The organism is uncultured Methanobrevibacter sp. (genome assembly GCF_905235195.1).
GTDB lineage: Archaea > Methanobacteriota > Methanobacteria > Methanobacteriales > Methanobacteriaceae > Methanarmilla.
In genome coordinates, this window is record NZ_CAJOKH010000036.1 from 1 (window position 1) to 12,504 (window position 12,504).

Here is a 12,504-nt window from a genome sequence, read left to right on the forward strand (position 1 = left end):
ATATTTTATGAAAATTTTTCGCAAAAAGCAAAAAATCAAAAATTTTAACCTAAAAAATCACAAAAACAAAATTACCAACTAACAAATTGACAAATACATTTTTCAATAAATTTTTAATTTTTTTATAAAATATTTTAAACAAAGTTTTATATATGATAAATATAAAAGATTAAAATAACCTTTTAGGGCGGGTTTTATTTTATTAAAACTTTTATTTCAAAATACTTTTAAAAATAAATGGACTGAGTCCATATCAGCTGGATTGTAGATTGGAAAATTAAAATAACTCTTTATCTTGTTTAATAGAGTGTTCTATGTTTATTTGACAATTATAGAATATAGTACTTTGTTTTATGTATTTTATAAAATCTAATCTTAGTGAGAAAATTTTTTCTAAATTAGATTTATTTATTTTCATTCAATCTTAGAGAAAACTAGTTTTTTAGCTGATATTAAAATTTAACTTATTAGATAGCAGTATCTAATTTTTACAATATTTAAAAAATAATTCATAATCCTATTCGATTTATATTTTTATTAAATATTACAATTATATAATTAAGGGATTTAAAAAAATTAATGAGGAGATATAATGGCAAAAGCTAGACGTAGAGTACGTGATACTTGGAGAGAAAAATCTTGGTATACTATTAAAACCCCGGTCGAATTTGGGGAAAAAGAAATTGGTTCAACCCCAGCAAGAGATCCGGAATTTTTACCTGGAAGAACTGTCGATGTTACTATGAGGGAATTAACTGGTGATTTTTCCAAACAATATATTAAATTACATTTTGAAATTGATAATGTTGCAGGTACTGTAGCAAATACTAAATTTACTGGACATAAAATCACTACTGACCGTATTAGAAGTATGATTAGAAGAGGAACCAGTAGAATTGATGCTCCTGTTATTGTAACTACTAAAGATGATCGTGAAATTAAAGTTCATGTTTTAGCTGTAACTAGTAGAAGAGCTAAATCTTCCCAACAAAAATTCATGAGGGAAACTATTGAAAATTTAGTTGCAGAATCAGCAAGTGAAAAATCATTTAAAGAATTTATTGATGTTTTAACTAGTGGTAAATTAGCTTCTGAAATTTATCATAATGCTAAAAAAATATACCCTCTTAACAGAGTAGAAATTATTAAAAGTAAAGTTTTTAACTAAGTTTAAAACTTTTCTTAAACTTCTTTTTTTTTATTTTAGACTACTATTTCCCTTATACTATTTTTTTTTAAAAATTAGATTTTTTATTATCTTAGATAATTATAATATTTTTTTATTAATAAAACAAAATATTTATTATTTAATAATTAAATAAGATTATATATAATACTTTTATTAATAAAACAAAATCTTTTTTATTTAATAATTAAATAAGATTTTAATAATATTTTTATTAATTATTTTTGAGTGATTTTATGCAAGATATGGTATGGGTAAATTGGGTTGCTGTGATTCTTTTATTTATTATGGGGGCTTTTATTTATAAAAGAAAGGCTTTGGACTTTTTTGGATCACTTGTAATGATTATTATGGGTATAGTCATCCTACTTTCAGCAGGTATTCGATGGTTAGCAATTATTGTTCTGTTTTTAATAATGGGGCTAATTGCTACATACTACTCAAAAGATTATAAAAAACGTCTTGGAGAATTTGAAGGTAGAAGAACTGCTAAAAATGTTATTTCCAATGGTGTTGTAGCTTTTATTATGGCTGCATTTGGAGGTTACTATCTTCCATTTGTTGGAGGTTTTATTGGTGCTATTGCAACTGCAACATCTGATACATTAGGAAGTGAATTAGGTATTTTATCTAATCCTCGTTTAATAACTACCTTTAAAAAAGTTCCTGCGGGAACAAATGGGGCAATATCTATTAGAGGAACTTCTGCAGGTATAGTTGGTTCTGCAATTATTGGTTTAGCTTCTTATTTCCTTGGACTCTTACCAAATCCATTAATGGCACTTAAAATCAGTGTTATTTCAGGTACTTTTGGTTGTTTTATGGATAGTATTCTTGGAGCTTTACTTGAAAATAGAAATATTATAAATAATGAACATGTAAATCTTCTTGCAACTATTACTGGTGCTATAGTAGGTATATTATGCACATTTTAATTTATTCATATATTTAATTAGTTAATTAGTTAATAGGTAATTAGTTAATTAGTTAATAGGTAATTAGTTAATTAGTTAATAGGTAATTAGTTAATATGTAGTAGATTATTAGTTAATTAATTATTTAATTATTTTAATTTAATTATTTCTTTTTTTTTTAAAAGTAGGATTATTATTTTAATTAATTATTTCTTTTTTTTTTAAAAAAGTAGGATTATTAAAATTTTAAAAAAATTTAAAAACTTTAAAAAACCTTTAATAAACTTTAAAAAGTTTTTAATAAAATTAGAAAATTTATTTGAATCTTATTTAAAAATAAAAAAAGAAGGTTATTAAATTTTAAATCAAATTAAAATTTAAGCTTCTTCTTCAGGAACGAATGCATCTTTTCCTTGGTGACATTCAGGACAATCCCAATTATCAGGCATATCTGCTAATTTGGTTCCTGGTGCAATATTATGTGCTTCATCACCAGCTTCTTCGTCAAAGACATATCCGCAGTACATACATACATATCTTGCCATTTTTTACCACTTCGCTTTTTGTTAATTTAATTCCTATATATTAGAATTAATTAAATTTAATTTCTTATTTATACTATTAATAATTATTGTTTTTATTTCAAATTAAATTATAAATAAATTATATATGTTTTTAAAATAATAATTATATTTGCATAAATATTTACTTAAAATCTTAAATGATATTTTTATTAAGATTTTTAAAATTTTGATTAAATTTTCTTATTATCTAATATTTTCGGATTATTTGATTTTAAATTTAATATAAATCTTTAAATTTTCTAGGTGATTAAATGAAAGGAATGATATTGGTAATGGATGGTATGGGTGATCGTCCAATTAAAGAGCTTAACAATCAAACTCCTCTTCAAGCAGCTAATACTCCAAATATGGATAGAATGGCTAAAGAGGGTATTACTGGAATTATGGATTCAATTGCTCCAGGTATTAGGCCTGGAAGCGATACTGCACACTTATCTATTTTGGGTTATGATCCTTATGTTGTATATACTGGAAGAGGTCCTTTTGAAGCTTCAGGTGTAGGATTAAATGTTATTCCAGGAGATATAGCATTTAGATGTAATTTTTCAACTATGGATGAAAATTATATAGTAACTGATAGACGTGCTGGGAGAGTAAGAGAAGGTACTAAAGACCTTGTAGATGTTTTAAATACTATGGTTATTGAAGGTTATGAAGATATTAAAATAATATTTAAAGAATCTACTGGTCATCGTGCAGTACTTGTACTTAGAGGTGAAGGTTTATCTGGGGAAGTTTCTGATGCAGACCCTAAAGTAGAAGGTAAAAAACCTGCAAAGGTTAAAGCTTTAGATGGAAGTCCTGAAGCAGAAAAAACTGCTGATTTATTAAATAAAATTGTTTATAAAACTTATGAAATGATTAAAGACCATCCTGCAAATCTTGAGAGGATTGAAAATAATTTGCCTCCTGCAAATGTTGTTATTCCTCGTGGTGCAGGAGCAGTTCCTGATGTTGAAGCAATTAACGATAAATATGAAGTTAATTCTGCTTGTATTGCTGAAACTGGTTTAATTATGGGTATTGGACGTTTTGCAGGAATGGATATTATTGAAATGGAAGATGTGACTGGTGGGGTAGATACTAATCTTGATAATATTAGAGATACAATTATTAATCAGGTTAAAAATTCTTCCCATGATTTCTTCTTAATAAATATTGACGGTGCAGATGAGGCAGGTCATGATGGAAATATAAAGGAGAAACTTGAATTTATTGAAAAAGTTGATGAAGTTGTTATGAGTGAACTTTTAAAATTGGATGATGTTTATATTTTCCTTACAGCAGATCATTCTACTCCAATATCGGTTAAAAACCATACAGGCGATCCTGTCCCTGTTTTAATTAGAGGTCCTGAAGTTAGAGTAGATGATGTTTGTGAATATAGTGAAGTTGCTGTTGCAAGAGGCGGCCTTTCAAGAATCAGAGGGGCTGATGTAATGAACATTATGATGGATTATATGAATTATGCACATAAATTTGGTGCATAAATAATTTTTTTGGGGTTAAAATATGGCTAGTGTTGGTAAAAAGCTATTTGGAACTTCTGGAATTAGGGGAGAAATAGGTAGTGAAGTTACTTCTGAACTTGCTTTAAATGTAGGTAAATCTTTAGCTTACTATCTTGGAGGTAATGGAACAGTTGTACTTGGTTATGATACAAGAACCACAAGTAAAATGTTAGAACATGCAATAACAGCAGGACTTGTTGAAAGTGGATTAAATGTTATAAAAATTGGTATGGTTCCAACTCCTCTTGTAGGTTATGCAACAGAAAAATTATCTGCAGATGCGGGGGTAATGATTACAGCATCACATAATCCTTCTAAATATAATGGCATTAAATTATGGAATACTAATGCTATGGCTTATACACCAGAGCAGGAGAAGACTATAGAAGAGATTTACCTTAATAAAAAATATGAAAATGTATCATGGGATAATATAGGTTCTATTGAAGAAGATAATGAGATTCAAGAAACCTATATGGAAGATTTACTTACTATGGTAAATATTAAACCTGGATTTAAAGTTGTAATTGACTGTGCTTCAGGAGCAGGTAGCCAATATTATTTAGACGTGCTGGTTGTGATGTAATCACATTGAATTCACAAGTAGACGGTTTTTTCCCAGGTCGAAATCCAGAACCAAATGATGCAAATTTAGGTTCTCTTAAGAAGGTTGTAAAGGCTACAGGTGCAAATCTTGGAATTGCTCATGATGGTGATGCAGATCGTATGATGGCTGTAGATGAAAATGGTAAGGTAGTAGATTTCGACAAATTACTTGCACTTATGGCTGCTGAATTTGGAGGAACCGTTGTAACTACAGTTGATGCAGGTCTTGTAATGGATGTTGAACTTGAAAAAGTGGGAGGTAAAGTTTTAAGAACTCCTGTTGGGGATGTTGCTGTAGCTGATGCAATAATTAAAAATAATGCAAGCTTTGGTGGAGAACCTTCAGGTACATGGTTATATCCTGATTTCTGTATGTGTCCTGATGGATTATTATCTGGTATTAGACTTGCAAATATAGTTTCTCACAAAGGGCCTCTTTCAAAATTATTATCTAACATGGATGATTATCCAAATATCCGTGAAAAAGTAACTTGTTCTAATGAAGAAAAGGCAATTATAATGGAAAATATGGAAGAAGAGATGAAAAATGCCTTTGATGATATTAAAGAAGTTAATAATATTGACGGTGTTCGTTTAAGTTTAAATGATGGTAGTTGGGTTTTAGTACGTCCATCTGGGACTGAAAATTATATAAGAATTACTTTAGAATCTCCTGATGAAAACAAAGCAAATGAAATGAAGGAAATTTGTGTTGATTTAATCAAATCACATATATCTTAATTTTATTAATTTTTTATTTTTTCAATTATTTTCTATAACTAATTTTTTTATAATAAAATAAATTACTTTAATAATTATTAAGATTAAATAATTATGTAATATACAAATAATATAAATAGTAATATTCATTGATAATTTTTTTAATTTATATTCTTAAACCAAGGAGGAATTAATTTGAAAGCCGTAATTTTAAGTGCAGGTGAAGGAACTAGAATGAGACCCTTAACAATCACTAAGCCAAAAACAATGTTGCCTGTAGCGGGAAAACCAATTATTAGATATAATATAGAAGCATTAAGAGATTGTGGTGTAACAGACATTCTTTTAATTGTAGGATATAAAGAGGAAATGGTTAGAAATTATTTTAAGGATGGAAAAGATTTAGGAGTTAATATTTCTTATATGACACAAAAAGATTTAGAAGGAACCGCAAATGCAATAGGTTATGCTAAAGACTTTATAGAAGATAGTATTATAGTTCTTAATGGAGATATTATCTTAGATGTATCTATTTTATCTGAAATTATTTCAAATTATGAAGAATCTAAACCTGATACATTAATGGTTTTAAAAGAAGTCGAAGATCCAACACGTTTTGGAGTAGTTGAAATTAAAGATGATCATGTTGTAAATATTGTTGAAAAACCAGAAAAAGATAAAGTTCCAAGTAATCTAGCAAATACGGGAATATATATTTTTAATAAGGATATATTTGAAAAAATTGAAAAAACTCCAGAATCTCCTCGTGGAGAATATGAAATTACTGATTCTTTATCAATGCAAATTGAAGATGGTAAATTTGTAAAAGGATATACAACTGAAAAAGAATGGTTGGATATTGGAAAACCATGGGAACTCATTGAAATCAATGAAAAACTTCTTGGTGAAATTAAAACCAATATTAAGGGTAAAATTGAAACAGGTGTAACAATTCATGGAGAACTTGTTTTAGAGGAAGGAAGTATTATTAAATCTGGAGTATATATAGAAGGCTCTGTTTATATTGGTAAAAACTGTGATATTGGACCAAATTCTTATATAAGGGGAAATTCTTATTTTGGTGATAATGTACATGTTGGCTGTAGAGATTAAAAACTCAATTATTATGGAAGATACTAACGTTAGTCACTTAAGTTATGTAGGAGACAGTGTATTAGGTTCTCATTGTAATATTGCAGCAGGAACTAATATTGCAAATTTACGTTTTGATAATAAAACTGTTAAAACAGTTGTTAAAGATAAAAAAATAGATAGTGGTAGGAGAAAATTAGGTGCTATTGTTGGAGATTATACTAAAACAGGTATTAATTCAAGTTTAAGTCCTGGTGTAAAAGTTGGTTCTAATTCTTCAATAGGTTCTAATGTTTTGCTTAATGAGGATATTGGTTCAAATACAAGAGTACTTGAAAAACAAGAACACATTATCCAGCATAAAGGAAACGAATAGGCATTTTTATTTCTTTTTTAATCAATACTTTATTTAATTATTTTTCTTATTTTTTTTACTTTTCTTCTTTTTCTTATTTTTTTAATCTTTCCATTTTCTTATAATTTTACATTTTTTTAGTTTATCTGTTTATTTATATTTTCTTTTTTGAATTTTTCTAATTTTAAACTTTTTAATTTAATTTTTTATTTTTACAATAAATTTTATTTATTAAAAAAATTAAAATATATTTTTGAATTAATTAATTCATGATTATTTTAGTTAATTTAAAACTTTATATAATTTATTGTGAGGTAAAATAATGGAAATTAATAATAATACTGTAATATTTCCGGGTGCTCATGTAATATGTGATGTTGAACTTGAAGAAAATGTATCTATATGGTATGGTGCTGTTGTTCGTGGTGATGTAGCACCAATTAAAATAGGTAAAAATTCTAATGTTCAAGATAATTGTGTACTTCATGCAACAAAAGGTAAACCTTTATCTATTGGGGAAAATGTAACAATAGGTCATGGTGCTGTTGTTCATGGATGTACTCTTGAAGATAATGTGCTTGTTGGTATGAATGCTACAATACTTAATGATGCACATATTGGTAAAAATTCAATTGTTGGTGCTGGAGCAGTAGTAAGTGAAGGAAAAGAATTTCCTGAAGGAAGTTTAATTTTAGGAGTTCCAGCTAAACTTGTAAAAGAATGTAATCAAGAACAAATTGAATCAATTAAAGAAAATGCTAATCATTATGTAAGATTATCAAAAGAATATAATTTTGATGATTAGATTAATTAAATAAATTAATTAAAACCTATTTAACTCAAAAACTTTTTATTTAACTTAATTTATTAAATTTTATTATTATGAAGTGGTTTAATGGATGTAAGAGATGCTGTTAAGAAATTAGATCCTTATGTACCTGGAAGGTCTGAGGATGAGATTGCTAGTGAATTTAATTTAAAAAAAGAGGATATTGTAAAATTAGGTTCTAATGAAAATCCATGGGGGCCATCCCCTAAGGCAGTAGAAGCTATTAGAACTGAAGCATATAATGTAAATCGTTATCCTGAAACAGACTTACATGAATTAAAAGAAGAATTTGCTAAATACACCAATTTGGATGCAGATAATATTATTATATCTGGTGATGGTGCAGATGAAATTATAGATATTTTGGCTAAAACATTTATAAATCCTGGTGATGAATTTATAACTCCTCTTCCAACATATACATACTATGAATTTTTATTTAAACCATATGGGGGAGTACCAGTCTATGCTAAATGGAATCTTCAAGATAATGTTTTAGATTTGGATTCTGTCTTAGATGCAATAAACGATAAAACCAAATTAATTTTTATCTGCTCTCCAAATAATCCAACAGGTACTCTTGTAAGTGAGAAAGATTTAAGAACAATTATAGAAACCGCTCCTAACGCTCTTGTAGTTATTGATGAGGCATACTATGAATATTCTAAGCAAACTCAAGCAAATCTAATCAAGGAATATGATAATGTATTTGTTTTAAGAACAATGTCTAAAGTTATGGGTCTTGCAGGTCAAAGAATAGGTTATGGTTTATCTAATCCTGAAATAATTGAATATATGCATAGAATTAAACCAGTATTTTCTCTTACACGTTCTTCTTATGTTGCTTGTCTTGCAACACTTAAAGATAAAGATTATATTTCTCAATCAATTAAAAAAGGTATAGAATCTAGAGATTATCTTTACAGGGAAGTTTCTAAATTTGAAAATCTTCGAGTACTTGAATCTAAATCAAATTTTATGTTAATTGATGTTCATAATTCAACTTATGATGCAGCAGGATTAACAAGGAAATTAATGGAAAAGGGTATGATTGTAAGGGACTGTACCTCATTTAAGGGAATTGATGAGTATTGGATTAGAATTAGTATTGCAACAATGGAAGATAATAAAAAATTCATTGATGTTTTACATACAATTCTTGATTAATTTTATATTTTTATTTCATTATTTTTTATATTCATTTTTGTTTATATGATGATTTAATACAATTTTTAAATTCTTAATTTTTTATATTTTAATATTTTTTATAATCTTTATTTTTTTTAATAAATTTTTAAATTCTTATTTTCTATTTGGGTAAAGTATATATTAGAATAAAATAAACAATTATAAATATAATGTTTATTTATTATTAAATCCTAATTTTTATCTGGAGTATATTGTGATATTATGTATTTTGGCGGTTCTGTTATTTCAAGTGTTGATTATCATGGACGAATTGCACTGGCTATTTTTTTATCACAATGTCCATTAAGATGTCCATATTGTCAAAATGGCGAGTTACTTGAAGATAAATCTGAAAAGTCATTAGAAGAAGTTTTTAATCTTATTGATGATTCAAATGATTTTATTGATGCTGTTGTAATCTCTGGTGGTGAGCCTTTAGTGCAAGCTAGAGATGTTTTAGAGATTTTCAAATATTCTAAAAAATTAGGTCTTGAGACAAAATTAGATACAAGTGGAGTTTATCCAGAAAAATTAGAACCTTTACTGGACTGGATAGATTATCTTGCACTTGATATTAAGGTTCCTTTTGATAGGTATAAGGATGTTATCGGTGCAGATATAGGTTTGGACGTGAAAAAATCCATGGAAATGGCATATAATAAGGATGATTTAATTTTAGAATGTAGAACTACATATGTTCCAAAATTAATGTCTCTTGTAGATTTGGAAGCTATTTCAAAAATAGTCCAATGTGATATTTTCACTCTCCAACAATTTAGAAATAGAAATGTTCTTGATAAACATTTATATAAAATCGATTCTCCAAATCCCATAGATATGAGAGAATTTGCACAATTTCTTAAAAAATATCACTTAAATAATATTGAAGTTCAGCTTAAAACAGCTGAATTTGGTGATGAGATAATCGAATAATTTAAACTTCTATAAATTCCATTTAATCTGTATTTTAATAAATTTATTATTAATTATACTAAAATATACTAAATATATCTTTTAATTCATTATAAATTCATGACTTATTTTATCTATTAATTAAATAACTTAATTAATATATTATCCAATTTTTTACTATTTTTTTATACTTTATTGGATAATATGAAAATTTAATATATAATATAAAAGATAATATATTATGTTAAATATTTATTTTGAAATTTCTGATATTTTTTTAAAATAATTATATTAATCTATTATACTAGCAATAAATGAATTGAGAGTTTTTCATGCCAATTTTATCCTTCGGAAGTCAGAATATTAATATTATTACTGGAAGTAAACGGATGACTATCCGGAAAATATGGAAACATCCTCTTAAAGTTGGGGACCGTCTCTATTGTTATTGGAATTTAGTATCTAAAGAGAAAACGAAAATCTTTGAAGCTAAGGTTACAGATATAGATTTAATCAATTATGGTGATTTAAAATCAAATGATGAGTTAGCTAGAGAAGAAGGTTACGAGGATGCTAAAGATATGGTTCGGGAATTTAAAAAAATGTATCTTGAACCCTTAAAGGATAGTGATGTTTTTCAGATTATATATTTTGAAAAATTAGATGTTGATGATTGGGAAGGAGAAAAAATTGATGAAAAGGCAATGATAACTCAAAGGGCAGATATTCTATTTGATAGCGGTAAATACGATAAATCAGTTTTATGTTATACTGCAGCATTAAAATTTGATACAGATGATGTTTATCTTTTAAATAAAAAGGGAGATAATCTTTCAAGGCTTGGAAAATTTGAAGAATCCTTAGAATGTTATGATAAAGCATTAGCTATTGAATCAGATAATGAATATATTTGGAACAATAAAGCTATTGCATACTTAAATTCAGGTAATCCGAATCAAGCTTTAAAAGCAAATGATAAAGCAATTAAAATTAATCCAAGAAACACAGTTGTTCTATATTGGAGAGGATTTATTTTAGAAGTTTTAGGTAATCTTGAAGAAGCACTTCAAGTATATAATATTATTTTAAACATTGATGATACTAATCCTGAAGTGTGGAATGCTATTGGAGATATTTTAACTGATCTTGAAAGACCTGAAGATGCACTTTTAGCATATGATAAGGGTTTAGAATTATGTCTTGAAGATTCTCAAATAAGTGCAGTTGCTCAAAACCGTAGGGGTAATGCTCTTTTAGAGCTTGGAAGATTTAATGAAGCTTTAAATTGTTATGATAAGGCCATATCTATTGAAAAAGATAATACTTCCTTTTTACTTAATAAAGGTGTTGTTTTAATGGAACTTGGTGAGTTTCAACAAGCTGAAAACCTTTTTACTAAAGTTTTGGCAATAGATCCAAATAATGAGGATGCTAAAATCCTTAAAATAGAATGTCTTGAAAACTTTTAGGGTTTTTATAATTTTAACTTAATTTATTCTATTAATTTGATTTAGCTATACATATGCATATATGTACATCTATATTCTAGACAATAATTTTCAATATTTTTTTCACACTATTTTAATTATTAATATAATCTTTTATTATTTTATATATTTTCACTTAACTTTTGTTTTATTTTGCCATTATTTTAATTATTTCATACCTTATTTTCACTTCAAATTTTATTCATTTTAAATTATAATATTTAATTTTATTATTTTATACAATTTTTATAAAAAGAGGATTTTTTTATTTAGAGGATTTTTTTTATAGTGATCTTTATGTAAGTAGAATTTGTATATATCAATTTATTTATCAATATTTTTTTTTAAAATAAGGGTTTTAATTTTTATTGAGATATATGCTCCAATAAAACTACTAATTACACCACCAATAAGATATATGAAGAGTTCTAAAAAATTTATCCGATTAAGCATAACAGAACTTCCGGAGGAAAGACTACTTATATCAACGCTTTGATTTACAGTTTCTGTAATTGAACTTGAAATTACACTATTATTAACATAGCTTAAAACTCCACATAAAATTATCACAGTAACTATAATTAATAAAAAACCAAGGATATTGTTTACACCATCAGTAAAATCTCTACATCCATATATGCTAATAACAAAACTAGATAAAAATAATGAAATAATTATTATAAGCCCTAAATATCCAGTATAATCAAGTACTCCTTCGGTGTAAAATCCTTTTATAAGTTCTGAGAATATAAATAAAAAGATTCCAAAAAATATAATACCTATTATAATAGTAAACAAATCGGCATTTTTATCAATATCGATTTTACGTTTGCCATTGTGTTTTGAATTATTATTTATACTTGTTAGGTCGTATTGACAATTACAACAAATATTAGCACTATCTGTATTTTCCATTCCACAATTAGGACATTTCACTTTATCAGCCTGGTATTTAAAAGTGTAATATATTATTAAAAATAAGTTTTAAAATCTTAAATATTAATGATTAATTATTTATGAAGATATTTTGATTTTATTTTTATTTTTAGATTTAGTTTTATTTTAATTTTAAATTTATTGATTTAAATAAATATTTAAAAAAAGAATTAATTTAGAATAA

At 26.4% G+C, this 12,504-nt stretch carries 9 protein-coding genes and 2 pseudogenes; 9 read left to right on the forward strand and 2 right to left on the reverse strand.

Annotated elements, in window-relative coordinates:
• Window positions 1-592 precede the first annotated feature (592 nt).
• Together QZ146_RS05390 and QZ146_RS05395 are read left to right on the forward strand one after the other, a co-directional pair.
• Window positions 593-1,168, forward strand: a complete 576-nt coding sequence (locus QZ146_RS05390; protein WP_295722640.1) for a 30S ribosomal protein S3ae — start codon at window positions 593-595, stop codon at window positions 1,166-1,168.
• 254 nt (window positions 1,169-1,422) lie between these two features.
• Window positions 1,423-2,121 (forward strand): TIGR00297 family protein, encoded by a 699-nt coding sequence (locus tag QZ146_RS05395; RefSeq protein WP_295722641.1) that lies wholly within the window; start codon window positions 1,423-1,425, stop codon window positions 2,119-2,121.
• Between the two features lie 356 nt (window positions 2,122-2,477).
• On the opposite strand, the gene QZ146_RS05400 is transcribed toward QZ146_RS05395, so the two are convergent.
• The gene (locus tag QZ146_RS05400) at window positions 2,478-2,645 is read right to left on the reverse strand and encodes a rubredoxin (protein WP_295722642.1); all 168 of its coding nucleotides are present in this window, start codon (window positions 2,643-2,645) and stop codon (window positions 2,478-2,480) included.
• 290 nt (window positions 2,646-2,935) lie between these two features.
• Between QZ146_RS05400 and QZ146_RS05405 the strand changes: the two genes are divergently transcribed.
• The 7 genes and pseudogenes from QZ146_RS05405 (at window position 2,936) to QZ146_RS05435 (ending at window position 11,366) form a co-directional block, all read left to right on the forward strand.
• A complete protein-coding gene (locus QZ146_RS05405) occupies window positions 2,936-4,174 on the forward strand; it encodes a 2,3-bisphosphoglycerate-independent phosphoglycerate mutase (protein ID WP_295722643.1) in 1,239 nt (412 codons plus the stop codon).
• Window positions 4,175-4,196: 22 nt separating this feature from the next.
• Window positions 4,197-5,542, forward strand: a pseudogene (glmM, locus tag QZ146_RS05410) (phosphoglucosamine mutase).
• A gap of 168 nt (window positions 5,543-5,710) precedes the next feature.
• Window positions 5,711-6,989: pseudogene (glmU, locus tag QZ146_RS05415) on the forward strand (bifunctional sugar-1-phosphate nucleotidylyltransferase/acetyltransferase).
• 301 nt (window positions 6,990-7,290) lie between these two features.
• The gene (locus QZ146_RS05420; protein WP_295722644.1) at window positions 7,291-7,773 is read left to right on the forward strand and encodes a gamma carbonic anhydrase family protein; all 483 of its coding nucleotides are present in this window, start codon (window positions 7,291-7,293) and stop codon (window positions 7,771-7,773) included.
• A 90-nt stretch (window positions 7,774-7,863) separates the two neighbouring features.
• Window positions 7,864-8,964, forward strand: a complete 1,101-nt coding sequence (gene hisC, locus QZ146_RS05425) for a histidinol-phosphate transaminase (RefSeq protein ID WP_295722645.1) — start codon at window positions 7,864-7,866, stop codon at window positions 8,962-8,964.
• Window positions 8,965-9,207: 243 nt separating this feature from the next.
• On the forward strand, window positions 9,208-9,918 hold the full coding sequence (locus QZ146_RS05430) for an anaerobic ribonucleoside-triphosphate reductase activating protein (RefSeq protein WP_295722646.1): 711 nt from the start codon (window positions 9,208-9,210) through the stop codon (window positions 9,916-9,918).
• A 311-nt stretch (window positions 9,919-10,229) separates the two neighbouring features.
• Entirely contained in the window at window positions 10,230-11,366 is a 1,137-nt protein-coding gene (locus QZ146_RS05435) for a tetratricopeptide repeat protein (protein WP_295722647.1), read from the forward strand.
• A 342-nt stretch (window positions 11,367-11,708) separates the two neighbouring features.
• Here the strand turns inward: QZ146_RS05435 and QZ146_RS05440 are convergent, their stop codons facing one another.
• The gene (locus tag QZ146_RS05440; protein WP_295722648.1) at window positions 11,709-12,320 is read right to left on the reverse strand and encodes a hypothetical protein; all 612 of its coding nucleotides are present in this window, start codon (window positions 12,318-12,320) and stop codon (window positions 11,709-11,711) included.
• Window positions 12,321-12,504: the final 184 nt, after the last annotated feature.

Excerpts from the sequence above, each read along its gene's own strand:
- QZ146_RS05390 (WP_295722640.1), top strand. The coding sequence starts at position 593 with ATGGCAAAAGCTAGACGTAGAGTACGTGATACTTGGAGAGAAAAATCT.
- QZ146_RS05395 (WP_295722641.1), top strand. The coding sequence starts at position 1,423 with ATGCAAGATATGGTATGGGTAAATTGGGTTGCTGTGATTCTTTTATTT.
- QZ146_RS05400 (WP_295722642.1), bottom strand. The coding sequence starts at position 2,645 with ATGGCAAGATATGTATGTATGTACTGCGGATATGTCTTTGACGAAGAA.
- QZ146_RS05405 (WP_295722643.1), top strand. The coding sequence starts at position 2,936 with ATGAAAGGAATGATATTGGTAATGGATGGTATGGGTGATCGTCCAATT.
- QZ146_RS05420 (WP_295722644.1), top strand. The coding sequence starts at position 7,291 with ATGGAAATTAATAATAATACTGTAATATTTCCGGGTGCTCATGTAATA.
- hisC (WP_295722645.1), top strand. The coding sequence starts at position 7,864 with ATGGATGTAAGAGATGCTGTTAAGAAATTAGATCCTTATGTACCTGGA.
- QZ146_RS05430 (WP_295722646.1), top strand. The coding sequence starts at position 9,208 with ATGTATTTTGGCGGTTCTGTTATTTCAAGTGTTGATTATCATGGACGA.
- QZ146_RS05435 (WP_295722647.1), top strand. The coding sequence starts at position 10,230 with ATGCCAATTTTATCCTTCGGAAGTCAGAATATTAATATTATTACTGGA.